13 protein-coding genes and 1 pseudogene are annotated in these 20,602 nt (G+C 28.6%); 3 read left to right on the top strand and 11 right to left on the bottom strand.

The features are described from left to right. Positions 1-326 precede the first annotated feature (326 nt). From CDLVIII_RS13020 to CDLVIII_RS32740, 4 genes and pseudogenes are all read right to left on the bottom strand, one after another. Positions 327-1,793: a family 1 glycosylhydrolase gene (locus CDLVIII_RS13020; protein WP_009169898.1), complete on the bottom strand. Its 1,467-nt coding sequence runs from the start codon at positions 1,791-1,793 to the stop codon at positions 327-329. Position 1,794: 1 nt separating this feature from the next. Next, positions 1,795-3,654: a beta-glucoside-specific PTS transporter subunit IIABC gene (locus CDLVIII_RS13015; protein ID WP_009169897.1), complete on the bottom strand. Its 1,860-nt coding sequence runs from the start codon at positions 3,652-3,654 to the stop codon at positions 1,795-1,797. Positions 3,655-3,869: 215 nt separating this feature from the next. Then, complete coding sequence (locus CDLVIII_RS13010) at positions 3,870-4,667, bottom strand: MurR/RpiR family transcriptional regulator (protein ID WP_009169896.1); 798 nt, start codon at positions 4,665-4,667, stop codon at positions 3,870-3,872. 378 nt (positions 4,668-5,045) lie between these two features. Further along, positions 5,046-5,215, bottom strand: a pseudogene (locus tag CDLVIII_RS32740) (family 1 glycosylhydrolase); the annotation flags it as partial. 703 nt (positions 5,216-5,918) lie between these two features. Between CDLVIII_RS32740 and CDLVIII_RS13005 the strand changes: the two are divergent. From CDLVIII_RS13005 to CDLVIII_RS12995, 3 genes are all read left to right on the top strand, one after another. Beyond that, on the top strand, positions 5,919-6,461 hold the full coding sequence (locus CDLVIII_RS13005; RefSeq protein WP_009169895.1) for a phenolic acid decarboxylase: 543 nt from the start codon (positions 5,919-5,921) through the stop codon (positions 6,459-6,461). A gap of 519 nt (positions 6,462-6,980) precedes the next feature. Then, positions 6,981-7,535, top strand: coding sequence for a PadR family transcriptional regulator (locus tag CDLVIII_RS13000; RefSeq protein ID WP_009169894.1), 555 nt, complete (start codon positions 6,981-6,983; stop codon positions 7,533-7,535). A 1,011-nt stretch (positions 7,536-8,546) separates the two neighbouring features. Beyond that, positions 8,547-8,942 (top strand): pyridoxamine 5'-phosphate oxidase family protein, encoded by a 396-nt coding sequence (locus CDLVIII_RS12995; protein ID WP_009169893.1) that lies wholly within the window; start codon positions 8,547-8,549, stop codon positions 8,940-8,942. A 264-nt stretch (positions 8,943-9,206) separates the two neighbouring features. On the opposite strand, the gene fucO is transcribed toward CDLVIII_RS12995, so the two are convergent. From fucO to CDLVIII_RS12960, 7 genes are all read right to left on the bottom strand, one after another. Continuing rightward, positions 9,207-10,361: a lactaldehyde reductase gene (gene fucO, locus CDLVIII_RS12990; RefSeq protein WP_009169892.1), complete on the bottom strand. Its 1,155-nt coding sequence runs from the start codon at positions 10,359-10,361 to the stop codon at positions 9,207-9,209. Between the two features lie 215 nt (positions 10,362-10,576). Next, the gene (rhaD, locus tag CDLVIII_RS12985) at positions 10,577-11,395 is read right to left on the bottom strand and encodes a rhamnulose-1-phosphate aldolase (RefSeq protein WP_009169891.1); all 819 of its coding nucleotides are present in this window, start codon (positions 11,393-11,395) and stop codon (positions 10,577-10,579) included. A 76-nt stretch (positions 11,396-11,471) separates the two neighbouring features. Beyond that, on the bottom strand, positions 11,472-12,728 hold the full coding sequence (gene rhaA, locus CDLVIII_RS12980) for an L-rhamnose isomerase (protein ID WP_009169890.1): 1,257 nt from the start codon (positions 12,726-12,728) through the stop codon (positions 11,472-11,474). A 107-nt stretch (positions 12,729-12,835) separates the two neighbouring features. Then, complete coding sequence (gene rhaB / locus CDLVIII_RS12975) at positions 12,836-14,233, bottom strand: rhamnulokinase (RefSeq protein WP_009169889.1); 1,398 nt, start codon at positions 14,231-14,233, stop codon at positions 12,836-12,838. Positions 14,234-14,917: 684 nt separating this feature from the next. Continuing rightward, on the bottom strand, positions 14,918-15,676 hold the full coding sequence (locus tag CDLVIII_RS12970; protein WP_009169888.1) for a DeoR/GlpR family DNA-binding transcription regulator: 759 nt from the start codon (positions 15,674-15,676) through the stop codon (positions 14,918-14,920). 85 nt (positions 15,677-15,761) lie between these two features. Next, entirely contained in the window at positions 15,762-16,727 is a 966-nt protein-coding gene (locus CDLVIII_RS12965) for an AraC family transcriptional regulator (RefSeq protein WP_009169887.1), read from the bottom strand. Positions 16,728-17,191: 464 nt separating this feature from the next. After that, positions 17,192-20,584, bottom strand: a complete 3,393-nt coding sequence (locus CDLVIII_RS12960; protein WP_009169886.1) for a PHB depolymerase family esterase — start codon at positions 20,582-20,584, stop codon at positions 17,192-17,194. Positions 20,585-20,602 lie beyond the last annotated feature (18 nt).

Below are 20,602 nucleotides of genomic sequence, written 5' to 3'. Positions count from 1 at the left end.
TTGGATATTCCATATTCTATTTTCATACTTAGATTATCCTCTTCTCAACTTCAACATCTGATTGAATAAGGCTCAAACTAAACCTTTTAAGGTTTAGTTTTTATGTTTTCAAAGATATTTTTATATCTGATTTATTTAAACTTAATTTTAATAATTCATCTTTAGATAAAAACATAGTTAATACTCCATAATTCAATAATAATTATATGATCTTCATGAAGTTTTCATAGACTCAAATTATTTTAAACCTCCATTTTTTTAGAATGATATACTGTCTTCTTAAAATAGCATGTAATAAATTCCATAGCTGTAATTTAAGATTTCTATTAGTCTAAATCTTGCCCATTTGTTTCAATTACTTTTTTATACCATTCAAAAGATTTCTTTTTCTTTCTTTCATAAGTTCCATTTCCAAGATCATCAACATCTACATATATAAATCCATATCTCTTGCTCATTTGACACGTTGACATACTTACCATATCAATACACCCCCATGGAGTATATCCCATAACTTCAACTCCGTCTTTAATTGCAGATGCAATAGCTTTTATATGTTCTCTAAAATATTTAATTCTGTAATCATCAATAATATTTCCATCATCTTCAACTTTATCTTTACATCCAATACCATTTTCTACGATAAACAAAGGCTTATGGTATCTATCATATAAATCGATTAAAGATATATGGAGACCTGTAGGGTCAATCTGCCAGTTCCATTCTGTTGTTTCAAGATACGGATTTTTTACGCCACTAGTAAGATTTCCACTTACCTTCTCTTTTTGGTCTTCATCCTTACTTGCAACTCTACTCATATAATAACTAAAGGATACAAAATCTGCCGGATAGCATTTAATTATTTCTTCATCTCCTTGGGTAATTTCTATACTAATATTATTTCTCTTCCAATAATTTTTCACATGTTTTGGATATTCACCAAGCACTTGTACATCTGCATAGAAGTAATTTTGTCTATTTTCCTTCAAAGCTAATAACATGTTTTGCGGATGGCAGTTTTCAGGATATGTCAATGTTCTTGTTAACATACATCCCATTTGTGCATTTGGTATTATTTCATGTAAATATTTAGTTGCTAATGCACTTGCTACAAATTGATTATGAACAGCTTGATAAATAACCTCTTCTAATTTACCTTCAGGATATCTATCAGCTATAATCCCAACAGTAGTAAATGGATGACGGAATACACTATCAATTTCATTAAATGTTAGCCAATACTTTACCAAATCCTTATAACGATTAAATACTGTTTTACAAAATCGAATAAATAAATCAATTACTGGTCTTTGGTACCACCCACCATATTGAATACATAAATATATTGGCATTTCATAATGATGAAGAGTTACTAAAGGTTCTATACCTCTTTTTTTCATTTCAATAAACATTTCCTCATAATATTTAAGTCCTTTTTCATTTGGTTCATCTTCTATTCCATTTGGATAAATTCTAGTCCATTGAATTGAAACACGAAGCACTCTAAATCCCATTTCTTGAAATAAGTCCAAATCTTCTTTATATCTATGATAAAAATCTATTCCATGACGCTTCCCATATTTTAATATATCCTTGCTTTTCATAGCTTCTTCTACATCAGCACTTGTGATATTATGCTGTGCTTTGTAATCTGCTGGATCAGCATTTTCTTTATAGGTACTACAATCAGCTACAGATAAACCTTTTCCATCTACATCCCAAGCTCCTTCACATTGATTTGCAGCCGTAGCACCTCCCCATAAAAATCCTTTGGGGAATATATCTTTTTTCATCTTATTTCCTCCTTACAGACAATACTTCCATATCTTTTGTAACAATTTCTTTTGCTAATAAGTCTATTTCTTCAACCTCGTCCATATTAGTAATTAACATCATTGTTGTAAGATCATATCCAGCTTCTTTAATTTTCTCAATATCAAATTTTACTAATATGTCTCCTTTTCTCACTCTTTGTCCTTGTTCTATACAAATATCAAAATATTTTCCGTTAAGATCAACTGTATTAATACCAATATGTATTAATATTTCAATTCCATTATCAGTTTTTATTCCAACTGCATGACCTGTAGGGAATACAGTCTCTGCAGTACCATTTGCTGGTGCATATAAAATCCCCTCTGATGGTACTATTCCTACTCCATCTCCCATTGCTTTTGATGAGAAAACCTCATCTTTAACTTCCTCTAAATTTATTAATTTTCCTTTAACACAAGCGCTTAAATCAAGCTCTTTAACTTTACTTATTGCCACATTCTCAACTTCTGCTTCTCCCATTTCCTCGTCAAATCCTAATATATATGTAAGAGCTGCAGTAATAAAAAATGCTATACAGATTCCAATTATATAATAAATAAATGTGTCCCCAATAAAAGCTGGTAAAGTTGTTAATGCAGGAAATACATATACAATAGCTTTAGTGTGCATAGCTCCAATAAATGCTCCTGCAATACCTCCTCCAATGATCTGTGCAATAAATGGCTTCTTATATTTTATTGAAATTCCATATACGATTGGTTCTGTAACACCGCCAAGTAAAGATGGAAGTAATGTTGATAATGCAAATGCTTTGTTTTTCTTCTTTTTAAATTTTAAAAATGCACCAAATGCTGCACCAGCGCTTGCAAATGTGGCTGCTGCAACCATCGGGCGAACATAATCAAAACCTTGCTTAGCAAAATTATTAAGCATAACTGGAACAACTCCCCAGTGTACCCCAAACATTACTAATAATGTCCAAGTTGCACCAATTACTGCACCTGCTATAAGCCCACTAGTAATACTTAAAGTATTAACTACATATGCAACAAAATTTGCTATATAAACACCTATTGGTCCAATTACAATAACAGTTAGTGGCACCATAATAAGCAATGCTACAAAAGAAAGTGCGAAAAGCTCTATACTCTTAGGAATAAATTTTTTCAATAATTTTTCTAGTTTAGAATAAACCAAAACTGCTAAAATAGCTGGAACTAATGTACTTGAGTAATTCATTAATACAACTGGTATTCCCATAAAACCCGTAACATCTCCAGCAGCTTTCATGAGCCCTGTAAATTTAGGCTCTAGTAGAGCACCTACGATTGCCAATGAAATAAAAGGATTACATTTGAAAGTATTGGCTGATGTAACTGCTAAGAATAGAGGTAAGAAATAGAATACACTATTTCCAGCAGCTGATAATATCATATAAGTGCTTCCATTCGGATCCATTACGTTAAATGTAGTAGTCAAAAGCACAAGAAGTGCTTTTACCATACCTGCACCCGCAAGGGCTATAACTATTGGATTTATAATAGCTGCCATTATATTTAATGCACTGGTAAAGGCATTTCCACTCGGCTTTTCCTCTGTTTGTACATTTCCGCCTTCAGTTTTAATTGGATATAAGCTTAAAACTGTATCAAATACTTCTGTAACTTCATTTCCAATAACAACTTGAAACTGTCCATTTCCTTCTACAACAGATAAAACTCCACTTAATTTTTTTATTTTATCTTTATCAGCCTTTGAATTATCCATTAATTTAAATCTCAAGCGTGTTACACAATGTGTCAGACCAGAAACGTTTTCAGTCCCACCAACACTTTTAATAATTTGCTTTGCTAAATCTTCATAATTCTTTTTAGCCATAATTATTTCCTCCAATACCATATAAATTTTATTATATTTAATTAAGAACCCTATTATTCTCTTTGGCCAAATGAATTAAAATATTAGTTCATTAATGTACTTTGATTATAACATCAAATTTAGCAACTAAAAAAAAGTTCGCAATTTGGAAACTATAATAAAAAAAATAAATTACAGTAACTTTTTTATAAGGAATCTGTAATTTATTCTTTATTTTATTTACGAGTTAATTGTCTATATCTATTAGTAATATAATCATTAATTATTTGAAACATAATCGAGTGAGTTTGCACATTAGTCATATGGTTGAAACTGATACATAAGTCTACCTTCTCAAATCTTTCCATTTCCTTATTAGATGTAACCAGAACAATTTTTGCTTTAGTTTTTAAAAAATTCTTTGTATCTTGAAATTCAGACATTTGATATCTTTTCATATAACTTCCCGAATTTGAAAATATTATTATTAAAGTGTCTTCTTTGGCATCACGTATAAATTCATCTTGCTTCACATCATTTAGATTAGTAATTATAAACTTGCCGTTATAAGCTAATTTAGTTTGTAAATCTATTGCTGCAATCTCAGAAAATAGTAATCCAAAACTTGCTACTTTTTTGTATTGAATTAAGTCGTTTGCTAATTCATTTATTTTATTTATATCAATTGTTTCTTTACATTTATCAATATCTTTATGTATAATTTCTAAATAAGAATCCATTCCATTTTCCTCAATATACTCTGCAATATTCTGGTTATAATTCAAAGTAAATCCATACTTATTTTCCTTAAATGTAGCTGCTGATTTGAAACTAGCATAATCCTCAAAATCAATGATTCTAATAAATTTTGAAATTGTAGATTTCGAAACACTACACAACTGAGCCACCTCATTAATAGACATATCAGATAAATAATAGAAATTCATAATCAATATAAACGCAATATGATATTCCGTTGATTTTGGATCACTATCATTTAGCATTATTAGCAAACGATTTAATAATATTCCCATAAAAGTTCCTCTCTGTATATTAAAATATATAACACTCTACTACATATACTAAATATTATTAGTATATCATCTTTTCATTATAATTTCATTTAATTCTTTAAGATAATCTTTCGCCTTTATTTTTATATCAATAATTGCCTTTATATTTTAAATGTTTATTTATTCCTTGCTGTTAAATTTTTATTAGATTATAAGTTCAAAGATATTGTTCTTAATTATATGTTTGAATATTCAAAGCATTTAGATTTCATCTTCCTAATGAAATTTTTGTAAATATATTGATGCTAAACAATGATCCTTCTATTTTTTATACTCATGCTTACACAAAGTATTGTTAAAAATTTTACTGTTTTTAGCTTTATTTAATTCTATATTTTTTTATTTTCTTAAGCTTGCTCCATTTGTAGCTATAGCTTCTTTGTCCCAAATAGAAACTTTTCTTCTTATATCTCTCTAATGTTCCACTTCCATCATTATTTCTATCTACATATATAAAACCATATCTTTTTTAGTTCAACTTCTGATGCACTTACTAAGCCAATACCGCCTATATTCTAAAGTTTTACCCCCATTTTCAATTAATTCTACATATGCTATATATTATGTGATTAACATATAGAAATCTATTACTTCATATATACCAAATTACCAAACAATTATATTATCTTTTATTACTAAACATATAATTTTAGGTTTAGCTAGTAATATCAAATAATATGATCGTTATTTAATATTACTAAAACTAACTTAATTTTTCTTCTATAAAATAATAGAATTAATCAACATATCTCTTTTTCCAACTTCAATAAATAGTTCCTATATATATTAATCCTATCCTAATACTTGTAATTAATATATTTTCAAACACCGCATTCTCAAATTCTGTCACAAAAAAATCTTTAATTATGTTTTAACAGAATGTATTTTTTATAAGAAAAAATACATTGCATATTTGAAAATGCTTTTTGTAATATGGTCTTTTTAAGCATACACTCTTATATTTATTGCTTTATTAATTTTCCCGACTAAATGATTTTTAGCAACTAATGCAACTATATCGCAAAATTAGATAAAAATTTTTTATCTTACCTTTTATTTTTTTCTATTTTACCTCAAAACAATAAACCTTAGCATACTTTTTTGCCTATTGACAATTTCATGTTCAAAGTATAGCATAATATATAAATATAAACATATAAATATTTATATGTTTATATTTATATATTACTTTACTAAAGGAGGATAAACACAATGGAAGGTAAAAAAATATTTAAAGACTTAGATGATTTTTTAGGAACACATTTCATTTACACTTACGATAACGGTTGGGAATATGAATGGTATGCAAAAAATGATCATACTGTTGATTATCGTATCCATGGCGGCATGGTAGCTGGACGTTGGGTAACAAATCAAGAAGCAAACATTGTAAAATTAACAGATGGTGTATTTAAAATTACTTGGACTGAACCAACTGGTACTGATGTGGCCTTAGATTTTATGCCAAACGAGGGAAAATTACATGGAGTTATCTTCTTTCCAAAATGGGTTCATGAACATCCGGAAATCACAGTAACTTATCAAAATGAACATATTGATTTAATGAAAGAATCGAGAGATAAATACGAAACTTATCCAAAGTATGTAGTTCCTGAATTTGCAACTATTACTTACATGAGTAATGCTGGGCTAAATAATGAAGATGTTATTTCCGAACCCCCTTATAAAGGCATGACAAATGATATTAGAGACAAAAAATATTTTGATGAAAACTACAATAAAATAAAAAAATAAAACCTATTCTAGAAAGTATAGACCGGTTAAAATATCCTTATGGGTATCAAAGTGAAAATATAAATAATGCAACTATAACTTTGGTATCAAACAAATTGCTTGCTTAAATAATAGCTAATTTATTCTAAACAAAATGCAAGAGCCACATGTGGAAAATATCCATATGTGACTTATTTTTAATATTATTACATATTCAATTTAGAAATTTCATTAATTTATTATGTAAACTTTAGTTAATTTTATGACTTAGGCAAATGTTTAAATTCTGTCCTGGATTAGCTTTTTGCCTTCCTCTTCTGATATCCTAATTTACTCTGAGCCATTATAATTATTTCAATAAATAATACTATCCCTTTTCTATAATGATTAAGTTCTTCCTTTTTATTTTAAATATTTCGTTATACTAAGTATTTCCAATTTTTACATAGTTAATGCAGTAAATTTTATATCATTATAGTATCATTGCTATTTATTGAAATCATGCTATAATAAATAATTATTATAAAAAGAGGTGAATTTATGAGAACACTTAAATATGCAATTTTAGGTTTATTAAACAGAAATCCTATGACAGGTTATGGTATAGGAAAAGATTTCAGTTTACAATTAGCTGAATTCTGGAATGCAAAGCATAGTCAAATATATCCAGAATTAAAGAAATTAGTTGATGAAAAACTTATAGTTTATAATATTGAACTTAGCGGTGATGTTTTAGAAAAGAAAGTTTACACTATTACTGAAAAAGGTAAAAAAGAATTCTTAAAATGGCTAAAAAAAGATGAGCCTCTGGAACCAACACCAAAAAATATTTTTCGTCTTAGAATGTATTTTTCAAATAATTTAGATATAGATAAAAGAATTGAATTATTAGAGCACCAATTATTCCAGCATAAAGAAAGACTTACTTTTTTACTTAGTCAAAAAGAGTGCTATGGAAACGTCCCACATGTTAATAGCAACGAATTTGGTGACTATATTGTTCTTGATGGAGCTATTTTAAGGGAAGAATGTACTATTACTTGGTTGATGAATTGTATTAAGCATTGTAATAATTATAGTCAAGAAAATAAATAACTATGATATTTCCGCTTTTATAAAAAAACATTCTCTATTAAAAAATTCCTCTTGTAAGTTTAAATCTTATGTGTTTTTTATTTCTTTAATATTAAATATAAGACAATTACTTAATTAGAATTATAAAATCTCATGGTCTCTTATTAAAGATATACAAAAATTTTATTTTTTAATTAATCAATATATGAATTTAATATTTATTATAAATTTCATATATTTAATATTCTTCTTAATTACATAATCAAAAGAAATACTTCAAGTTTAATATTCCTTCAAGTGTTTCTTTTCCTCATCGCGTAATTATTTATGTTAAAAATACTTCTCTTTAACAGCTTGTTCAATTAATTTAGTTGTTTTTTCTATTCCAAAGACCATATTCTGTTAAATCTTAATTCTTAATTTCTCCTTATTTGCAGTTAATATAAATCTAATAACTTTTCTATCTATTTCATAGAAATCTGGCTACTATCTATCCGCATTGTATTATTATATATACTTAATTCAAGATTTTTTTAGCAGTTTAAATCTCTTCTAGACAGTTATATTGCAAAAGTTCTATCAAATGTTTCATTGTTTATAATTTTCTTATTTAGTAAATTCAAAATTATTTATTATCTTTAATTTATCTAAAGTTGTGAACTTACTAAATATTCAGTCCTTCATCTCCTATTGAAATCAACTAAGTACTTCTTCTGGATTCTAATATATTCAGTTACACACCACTATAACTTATGCCTATAAAATTTTACTTTAACACTAAGAAATAAAAATTTATTTACATAATTCTCAATAATCTATTCTTTAAAAGTTTCTAATGAATCATCTCTCATTGTTAATTTAACTATCTTGTAACCTTTTTCTATTTCGTATATTGCAGGCAAATTTCTCATAATATCTAAATTTAATCTATAGTATCTAATTTGATACTTACACTATATAAAGATTGTATTTGTTATTTTAAATATATGAATTATAATTATTGTATAATATAAATTAAAAGGAGTAATTAGAATGGATGAAGTTTATCAATATCTAAAAAGTATAGGTACCTATTACCTAGCAACAACCGAAAATGACCAACCAAGAGTTCGACCTTTTGGGACAATCGCCATCTTTGAAGACAATTTATACATTCAAACTGGAAATGTAAAAAACGTATTTGCTCAAATGAAAAAAAATCCTAGAATTGAAATCTGTGCCATGGGTAAGGATGGAACTTGGATACGTGTCACAGCAACTGCTATTCAAGATGATAGAATTGAAGCTAGACAATATATGCTTGGTGAATATCCAAGTCTTAAAAATAGGTATGATGCCAATGATGGAAATTGCGAAGTACTCTATCTAAAAAATGCAACCGCCACTATATATTCCTTTACAGGAGAATCTAAAATTATTAACTTTTAAAGTTGTTTTCAGCCTCAGAATTATCAATGTTTTGATGGCACAAAGTTAAATTTAATTTTTCGAATTTAGAGTGATATAATACAAAAAGAATGCATTCTTTTTGTATTATAATAAATTTTAATGTATCAAAGATTTCTTTTTGAGTTTGTTCAAGCAATTCATAATTAGCATTTTGAATAAGATCTCCTTATCGCGCGATAAATTTATTTGATCTGAAATACACTCTACTAAAAGTTAGTGTTTCTATTTGCTTTTAGTAGATTACTATTTAAAAGCTTTTTTATAAATGGCTAATATTTCTTCAATACTTGTATCCTTCGGATTTCCTGGAGTACATGCATCCGCCATAGCCGATTCTGCAAGCACCTGCAAATCTTCTTCCTTAACACCAATTTCACTTAATACTTTAGGTATTCCAACATCTTCTGAAAGTTTTTTAACTGCATCCGTAGCTGCTTTTCTATATTCTTCTTGAGACATATTATCTACATCTTGAGTTCCCATTGCTCTAGCGATTTCTCTATATTTTTCATCTGTAGCATCTGCATTATATTCCATAACATATGGTAATATTACCGCATTAGCAATTCCATGTGGAGTATCATAAAACGCTCCAAGCGGATGCGCCATTGAGTGAACAATACCTAATCCAACATTACTGAAACCCATACCAGCAACATATTGTCCAAGGGCCATATCTTCTCTTCCTTTTGGTTCATTCTTTACGGCACTTCTAAGTGAACGTGAAATTATTTCAATAGCTTTTAAATGCAGTGCATCAGTTAATTCCCAAGCTCCCTTTGTAATATATCCTTCAATTGCATGAGTTAATGCATCCATGCCTGTAGCTGCTGTTAAACCTTTTGGCATTGATGCCATCATTTCTGAATCAACAACTGCTATAACTGGAATATCATGTGGGTCAACACATACAAATTTACGTCTCTTTTCTTCATCAGTGATTACATAATTAATTGTAACTTCTGCTGCTGTTCCTGCTGTTGTTGGAACTGCTATAATATCAACACATTTATTTTTTGTCTCTACTGCTCCTTCAAGACTTCTCACATCTGAAAATTCAGGATTATTGATGATTATTCCAATAGCCTTTGCTGTATCAATTGATGATCCTCCACCTATTGCAATTAAATAATCTGCACCAGCTGTTTTAAATTTATCTATACCTGCTAAAACTACATTTATAGTTGGATTAGCTTTTACCTCATCAAATACTTCAAAATCCAAGTTATTTACTTTTAATAAATCTGTTACTTTAGTAGCTACACTAAACTTGATTAAATCTTTATCTGTTATAACAAGTGCTTTTTTATATCCTCTTATTTTAACTTCTGCGATAATATTCTTAATAGCGCCTACTCCTATATAGCTTGTTTCATTTAAAACCATTCTATTTGCCATAAAAATCACTCTCCTTCTTTATATTAAATTCATTGTTGAACAATTATTTTTCTGTTTTTAAAAACTTATCTAAATATATTTATTAATTGAAATTTTTTTATTTCCCTTAAGAAGCCTCAAGGACAATTTTTACATTAATAAATTTTGGTCCCACTGCTACATACAGAAAGATAGGTGTTAACAAATTTTTTCACAGCTCAGCTTCAAAGAATTTATTAAGCTAAGTAATCCTCTGAGATAATGACATTAAAATCTTTCGCCAAATCTCTAAAGTTTTGTGAAGTTATTGTTTGCTTTTTTCCACCCATGGATAATACTTTAACTAAAATTTCAGCTGACTTTTCAACTGTATCCATAAGTCCAAACGTTAAATCTAATGTTTCTCCTGAGCATAACATTCCATGATGTGCCCAAATAACTACATCGTGGTCATTCATTAGCTTACCTGTAGCTTCTGCAATTGCTCCTCCACCTGGAACCATCCAAGGAACTATTCCAATTCCATCTGGGAATACTACTGGACACTCAGTTGCCATTTCCCATAATTCTCTAGTAAATACTACTCCATCTAATGGTAATATAAATGTTAGCGCAATAGTATTTGTAGCATGCGAATGCATTATAGCCCTATGAGTTCCATTTGTTTTTTCTACTTTTATAGCGTGACTCATTAAATGTGATGGCAACTCGCTTGTTGGCTTTGCACCATTTACTAATCCCCAAACAATTTTATAATTCTCGCCTTTCTCATCGATCTTAACTATTCCAGCATTTTCTCCTAAAGAAATTGTCATGTTTCTTATGAATTTTCCACTTCCAGTTACTAAAAAATATTCATTAGCTAAGTTTTCAACTGTTACCCCAATTGGAGTATATGCTGAATCTTCATTAATAAATTCTTTTATTCCATCTACTTCTTCTTCAGTTAACCTATATGTAATGTTTCCGCCATTTATTTCATGCCAACCTTTAAGCCAAGCATCCTCTGTTATTTTTTTAAAATTTTCTATAAATTTCATATCCTCTAAAGACATTCTTATTACCTGCTTTCTTTTTATAATTAAATTCTATATTTTTCTTTTATTGGCTAACTATTTATATAAATAATAATTACTTTCTATTTAATAATTCATTTTTTTCATACTCTTTAACTTCATCGACCCAGCTTTCTCCTACTAATACATTATTCTTTTCACAATAGTAATTCCAAATATCACCCATTGGATAAGTTTTGAATTCTTCCATTAAAGCTAATCTTTCTGTGAAGTTTCCATCATCCTGTAATTCTCTTAATTTATCATTTGGTATTAACATTGCATTTAATAATGCTTTTATCATATTTCTTGTTCCAATTGTCCATGCTGCAATTCTATTTATACTTGCATCAAAGAAATCAAGTCCAATAATTACTCTGTCTAAAGCATCGTTTCTTACTATCTCTTTAGCTAATTCTTTAAGTTCATCGTCTAAAACTATAACGTGGTCAGAATCCCATCTTACTGGTCTGCTTACATGAAGAGCAACCTTTTCATCAAACAATAACATTGCTGAAAGTTTATCCGATACAACTTCTGTTGGATGATAATGTCCTGTATCCATTAGTGACATTATGTTATTTTTAGCTGCATAGTTTAGATAAAATTCATTTGATCCTACTGTGTAAGCCTCTGCACCTAATCCAAACACCTTTGACTCAACACAATCTAAATTATACTTTTTGTCTATTTCTACCTTTAAAATTTCATCTAAAGATTCTTTAAGCCTTCTTCTTGGTCCTAACCTATCACTTGGAATATCCTTATAACCATCTGGTATCCAGATATTTGTTAAACAAGTCTGCCCTAATTCTTTTCCGAAGTATTCTCCAATTTTTCTTGAAGCTATGCAGTGTCTTATCCAGAAGTCCCTTATTTCTTTGCTTGGATGAGATAATGTTAAACCATCTGAAGCTTTTGGATGAGAGAAGATTGTTGGATTAAAATCAAGGCCCAATCCATTTTTCTTTGCCCATTCTACCCAATTTTTAAAATGTTCTGGTTTCAATTCATCTCTTTCTACTACTTTTCCATCAGTCTCTGCATAAATAGCATGAAGATTAATCTTATGTTTTCCTGGAATTAAGCTTAATGCTTTTTCTAAGTCCTTTCTTAATTCTTCTGCATTTCTTGCCCTCCCTGGATAGTTACCAGTTGCAGCAATACCACCTGACAATTCATTTTGGCTTACTTCAAACCCTGTAACATCATCCCCTTGCCAGCAGTGAATTGATATTTTAACTTTATTAAGTTCTTCTAGAACCTTCTCTACATCAATCCCCCATTTTTCATATTCTTTTTTTGCTAATTCATATTTTTCTTTAATATTCATTTTTTACTCCTCCGTTTATATTAGGATTTTATAAATTTTCATTTACTAGTTTGTTTGAGTAATTTATACTAATAAAACTTATCTGCACATACAGATTTATTTTTATTTCATTTAAATACTTTAATATCAAATGATTCTTTGATAGCTTGTCTTGCTTCTCCTAAATCTTTAAAAATATTTTTACTTATAAGCTGAACTATAATATTTCCTATTGCTGTAGCTTCTACTGGACCTGCCAATACTTCTTTTCCTGTGACTTTAGCAACTAATTCATTAAGTAAATCATTTTGACATCCACCACCAAAGATATTTATTCTCTTAAATTCCTTTTCAAATATCTCCTCAAGGCTAGCTACAGCTTTTTTATAACAATGAGCTAGGCTATTAAACACGCACTGTACCACTTCACCTATTTCTTCTGGAACTTTTTGATTTGTCTCTTTACAGTAAGCTTTTATTTCCTCAATCATGTTTTCTGGTTTTAGGAATCTATCATCATCAACGTTTACTATTGAAGCAAAATCTGAATGTTCTCTTGCTAAATCAACTAGTTCTGCAAAAGAATATTTGTTTTGAGTATTCCTTCTGACTTCTTGAATTACCCAAAGTCCCATAATATTTTTTAAGAATCTATACCTATAATCTATTCCACCTTCATTGGTGAAGTTATACTCCATTGCCTGTGGTACGCAAATTGGGAACCTGTTTTCTACACCTATAAGTGACCATGTTCCTGAACTTAAATAAATGCTGTCATTATCATTACATACAGATGAGATAAATGCTGAACCCGTATCATGAGTTGCTGGAAGTATTACCTCCATATCAAATCCAAATTCATTAACTAATTCATCTCTTAAATTTCCTAGACTTGTTTTAGGTAATTTTATTTTTTGAAAAATTTCCTTATTAATTCCTAATTTCTCAATAATTTTTGTGTCCCATGTTTTAGCAGAAGAATTAACAAGCTGAGTTGATGATGCATTAGTATATTCATTAACTTTTTTTCCTGTAAGCAAAAAATTTAAGTAATCAGGTATCATTAAAAATGTCTTTGCCTTATTTAATAATTCAGGATTATTCTTCTTTATTGAAATTAATTGATATACTGTATTAAATCTTTGAAACTGAATTCCTGTACGCAAATACATAGTATTTTTCGGAATAATATCAAATACTTCTTCCATTATTCCTTCAGTTCTATCATCTCTATAAGCAACTGCATTTCCAAGCATATTATCATTTTCATCTAATAAAACAAAATCAACTGCCCAAGTGTCTATTCCTATACTCCTTGGAATTTTACCTACATCTTTGCATTTTTTTATTCCATTTTTTATCTCCATAAACAATTGTTCAATATTCCAACAATACTCATTTCCTACTTTAGTTATTTTATTTTCAAATCTATAGACTTCTTCTAAATTTATCTTTCCATTTTCTATTGAACCTAATATATGTCTCCCGCCAGATGCCCCAATATCAATGGCTAAATAATAATTCATACATGCCTTTCCTCCTGTTTTTTTATTTACCACACTATAGTTATAGTATAATTTATATATGAGCATTCTTTAATGACGTGGTTTGTTTTATTTATTATCATTATTTGCAATTCAAGTTTAATGAAATTACTAATACATATATCCTTTACGAAAATACTATATTTCAGATAGGTTTAAATGAAAAACACTCACTTAGTAATTAAACAGATTTAAAATTTGATAAAATTATAGATTTAATATATATTGAACGTTAATGAATGATTGTAACTAAAAATATAAAAAGGATAACTTCTGATAAATGCAAAAGTTCTCCTTAACATTGCCTAATAATTATTTTAAGATTATGCCCTTCACACTGAGGTGATGAAATAAAATATATACTAAAATAAAAATATGAAACTGGTTTGCTTTATGAGACTAAGTTATAACAAACAATTTGAAATAGTACCAATTCAAGTTTATTCTAGAAAATCATCCGTCTATTTCGGGCGTAGAATAAGCATTATCTATTTCTTATACAGTTGGATAAGTGAATATGAAAAATAATTCCATAATTCTCAATATCAAAATTTATTCAAAATATGCATTTCCATATAAGTTGCAATTATAACATTACATTCTGATTAATTATGTAATATAAACACTAATTATAATCTGTAACATATTAATTTAACTTATATATAATTAGTAATTGACTTCAATGTTATGTGACTGGAACAGATTCATCCATTCTCCTTTTGGCTTAGTGTCAGTAACTATGTAGTCTATATCTTCGTAATCCAAAAGTTTTTCAAGAGAAATCTTATCAAATTTAATACTATCAGCTAATAAAGCAATTTTCTTAGCTTGTCTAATCATTCTTCTTTTAATCTCAACTTCTGTTTCATTTAAATCTAATACTCCTTTATTTATATCTATTCCACTACAATTTATTAATGCTATATCAACATTATAACTTCCTATAGACTTTTGTGTTATGTTTCCTTGTAATGATTGTCCTTTTGAATTTACAATACCTCCAGTTGATATAATATTCAAATTTGACTGATTTAATTCTTTTAATACTTCTATTGAATTTGTTATGACTGTTAAATCATCTCTATCTCTAACCATCCTTAATACTTCAAGTACTATTTTGCTACAGTCTGCAATTATAGTACTATATTCTCTAATAAGTTCCACTGTCTTTTTTGCAATATATTTTTCATTTTCTGAGTTTCCCTCTAATATAGTGACAAAAGACTTATTATTACTTCTTTCTTCAACCCTTAAATTTGCCCCTCCATGACTTCTAGTTAATATCCCCTGCTTTTCTAATTTATCTAAGTCCCTTCTTATTGTTTCTTCTGCTACATTAAATTTTTGACTTAATTTAGAAACATATATTTTTTTCTCTTTTCTAGCTATCTCCTTTATAGTCTCAAGTCTTTCTATAGGTAACATTATACTCTTCTCCTATCTATATAAAATTATCTAATCTTAAATTCACATTAAGGGCTGCTTGCGATATAGACTAAGTTATCCTAGCTTAATTATTTAAATTTAATTTATATTGTCTAGGAGTCATTCCAAATTTCTCTTTAAATATCCTATAAAAATGTGTTTGATTTTCATACCCTACATAATCTATTATTTCAACCATATGATAATCAGTTGATTTAATTAATTCTATGGCTTTACCTAATTTTTTTTCTTGTAGCAATTCTTTAAAAGTCATTTTTGTATGCTTTTTTATAAGTTTGCTTAATTTGTAATCAGGTAAATTTAATTGTTCTGACAATTCTACTAAAGTTCCATTATTATAAAATTCTTCAATATACCTTAAAGTATGAATCATTACCATTTTTTCATAATTATCTACAGAATATATTTCTATATCTTGTGAATTTTTTATTAATTCAACTAATAAGAGACCTACTAAAAGTTTTGTTGTTGCCTTGCTCATTGCTGAAGGTGTATATAATTCAATAATTATCCTTTCTAATAATTTCTGAATACTTTTTCTCTCAGAAACTTTAAAATACAAATATTCTCCTCTATTCTGATATGTATATAGCGTGCTTAATAGAAACTTACTTATGATATTTTCATTATCAATTAATGCTGTTATATATTCAAAAAACTTTGGTTTAATTATAAAATTTAGAATTATATCATCTTGATCGGATGCCTTAATTTCATGATTTATAAATTGATTTAAGAATATTAATTCACCTTTTTGCAACGTTATTTCTTTCTTATCTATAATCTGAATAAGTTTCCCCTGATAAGCATAATTAAATTCAATGTAATTATGCTTATGGCTTGGGAAATTAATGAATCTTGTATGTTTTCTAATGCTTATTAATTCATCATTAGTCAATAACTTATTACTATCTATGATAAAATTTCTTTTATCTGTATAAATACTTTTATTTATATAAGTTTCTCCATTTAATATTTTTGATTCTTCTTCTGTTAAACATACTAATTTATCATAAATTTCTTTTATCATAAGTTATTCTCACCCACTTTTATTTTATTTATAATATTATTCTATATATTAATCTAAACTATTAAAAATATACATAAGTAATATCTTTTTTAATCTGTTCATGTATATTTAGGTATCTTCTTACTCTCAATATTCACAACAATCCCTTAACTCCACTTCTATATCTTCTGGTACTTCATATTTTACTACAAGTTTATCTTCTTTTTTCCACGCAACCTTCACAACCCTATTCGACATAATAAAGTTTTTTTATTCATTCAATTTATCAAAGCAATGATTATAATGACTACATACTTTTCAAATCTGGGAATTCTAAAAAGCTTGCCAAGCTAATGAAAGATATACTTTATGAATATTTTGCCAATTCGCCTTGTTCTATCCACATAAAACATATTCTCCATTATTAATAACAACTAATTTAGAATTAGTATAATATTATTAGCATTTTTTTTAGAATTTTATTTTTACTTTTGAAAAATAAGTTCTCCCGTTTTTGTATTTCTTTTATATTTTTCAAAGAAGTTCCATATATATTCTGCTTCTGGCTTATAATTCCAATGAGCTAAATCCTTAATTGCTCCTAATTCTACAATTACTCCATTTTTATTTGATAATGTTCCTGTATACATATCCTTATCGCCTATCTTAGTCCAGCGCTGATTATCTAGAGCAATGCCATAATATTCATTAGCTTTCATATTCATTTGGTTTACTGGTAATCCATTTACTTTTTCATATGCTTGTAATGAACTAAAGATGTGTACATTTTTATCTTCATCCCAAACTTGTTTACCATATAATAATTGTGTTCCATTTTTACTGCTTCCATCTACCGGAATCATTTGGAAGAAATCATGATCTCCACATAAATATAATAATGGAATTTCACCTTTAGAATAATTATTAGCTATTTCTGTAACTTTATCAGCAAATACATTAACTCCAGAAGTAATACCTACACCTGCAAATACTTCGCTATGTTGCAACCCTAGTAAGAAAGATTCTGCACCACCAAGTGAAAGTCCATTTACATAAATCCTAGATGGATCAATTTGAGGATATTTAACTTGTAAGTCTTTAATTAAATTCATAACTCCATCTTCTCCTAATCCATCAACATTGAAGAAATTAGCATCTTTTGATTGCCATTCAGGAGATACTACTATAAAGTTTTCTTTTGCAGCTAATTCAGGCCATCCTGTTGAATCTCCTTGTATTCTTGGATCGTTTTGGTTCCCGTGTAAAGTTATTACTAAAGGAACGCTCTTAGCTTTGCTTGATAGAGCAGTATTAGGTACATACTCAAACCAAGTATATTTTCCATTCATCCCTGTTACACTTTGATTAATTTCTTGATTATAAGTTATTCCTAAATCTTTAAAAATAGGAGCCTGAATCAATTCATAATCTGTTGTAGCACTTCTAGCATTAAGATTATAGAACTCTGCAATATTATTATGTTGACGATAATTTTTTGATAGAACACTCTCCCATGCATTATTAAATGCTTCTCCTAATGTCTCTTTGTTAGACGCTAGTGCCACTGCTTGCAACGGTTTATTAGCATTCGTATATACTGTATATTTATCTTTTTTACTTTCTATAGTAACATCATTTATCTGTTTGTAATAATCTAAAGCTACATCGCTAGTATTACTTAAATATACAGGTACAACATCAGTTTTCGCTACATTTTCGTTCATTTGTCCACCATAAAGCATCATCCCTGCTATAAAATAACATGATTGTGAAAGATAATTGTTAGCAAATGTTGCACCATCATCAATTCCAATTACTTTTACATTACTAATTGCTCCTCCAACTAAATCGATAAATGCTTCTTTGTCATCATTTCCATATGTTTTTCCATCAATTGGATTAACAACATAAACTTGTCCAGCCCACTCTTGAACATTATTTAAAATTCCAAGCTTTGCAATTAATTCATTAGCTTCATCTTTAGTTTTATTGCCGGCAAAAATATAATATTTAGGTGTTAAAATATCACTTCTTGTTGATTGGTATTTATCTTTAGCAGCATCATAAATATAATAATTATAATTTGCTACTTTATCACTTTTTACTAAGCTTAATTTGCCTGCAATATCTGAAGAATTACCTTCTTTACTTTGCCAAGCTCCATTAGCTCCCAACATATATCCATCAATAGTTGTATTAGCAAGCATTGTACCTGATATATTACAATAATACCAAGTTCCGTTGTCATTAATCCAACCTGTTTGCATTGCTCCTAATGAATTTAAGTAATACCAAGTATTTCTTACATTTTGCCAGCCTGTAGCCATAACACCATCTGGATTTAAGTAGTACCAAGCAGCTCCATCTTGTAACCAGCCTGTAGCTTTAGTTCCATCCGTTTTAACATAAGTCCAAGTTCCATCCGCAGCCTTTGCCCATCCTGTTTTTACAGCTGGAGTAGTTGCTGTAAGCGTTTTATCTTCAACTGGAGCTGTTGGCGGTATTGATATAATTGAGTATTTTTCCTTATTTTCATTCCATACAATTACATCACCTGGATCATTAACAGATAGATTAGTCATACCTGCATCCACTCTATATAGCTTTTCAAATGAATCCTTGTTATTCCATCTTTTTAGATATCCTGAATCTATGCAATAAATCTGTCCACTTCCAATTCCAAAAACATCATAATCAGTTTCTTTTAAACTTCCTATATCTACATAATTATAACCATTATTTGATTTAAAGCTAACAGTTTCTGCATATAACTTTTTATCAGCATCATCAATAACAATACTCTGAAGTCCTTCAGCATTACCTGACATCATAGCATATCCTGTTTTTCCAGAAGTCCCCAATCCAAGTATATGTTCTGCGTTACCATCTTTATCTGTAACAAAGTATGTTTTTACATTCTGTGCATATTTTATTCCATCTATAGCATCTGAAGATTGAGCTTTTGAAATAATTTGCATTACTGTTGTATAATAACCAGTACTACCATCATTACTTACTGGAACGGCATGATGATTGTTTGATACTCCAAACTCTACTGAATTTGTTATATTTTCATAATTACCATTTAAATCTTTATTTCTTGCCCATATTGATAGTTTAGCTTTTCTGTAAAAATCATTAGGATTTTCGCAATATGGGAAATCACCATCAATTTGAGCTTTAAGTTCATAAGTATATCCATCTTTTTCTTTTACTTCATAAGTATCGTTTGTGTTATTTATGCTAACACTATAACCAGTTGTAGTATATACTCTAATATTTCCTATGTTATAATCAGCATCAACATAGTTTCCATCCTTATCAGCATACACGTTAGAATATTCTTTTCCAATTAGATTTGTTGTATCTAACTTATATGAGTATTGACTCCAAAGAGTTGTAGTTCCTCCTATAACGGCGTCTGCTGCAACAGTATTCTTAATATAAGTATCTTTAGACAATCTTCCATCATTATCTTTCTTAATTTTGTTTCTTAGTTTTATTGCACACTCCTTATTATCAATTTCTCGGTTATATGCATCTGTTTCTTTGCCAGTTATTATATCTACATAATAAAAATTATCATTACTGTCTTTCATTTCCACATACTGATTTTCACATAAATCACTTATTGTATCACCTGGCTTAGCATCATCTAATTTTGTATATTTTCCATCTTTATAACAATAGACAGCTTCATCTTCACCATTTAACTCTGCATCAATAATGAATATTCCGCCTCCCTTTGATATTGCACTATAAATAGTTCCATTCTCAGCATCAAAATTTTGAATATCAGCTGCCATAGCTGGAACCATTGATGCAAGAGATGCAGCAACTATTAATAAACTTGTAAAATTCGTAATTCTTTTTAACATATAATTTCCCCCAGTATA

Origin of the sequence: Clostridium sp. DL-VIII (assembly GCF_000230835.1) — a bacterium.
Lineage (GTDB): Bacteria > Bacillota > Clostridia > Clostridiales > Clostridiaceae > Clostridium.
Note: the sequence above shows the minus strand (reverse complement) of the source record. Positions and strands in the feature narration are given on the sequence as shown.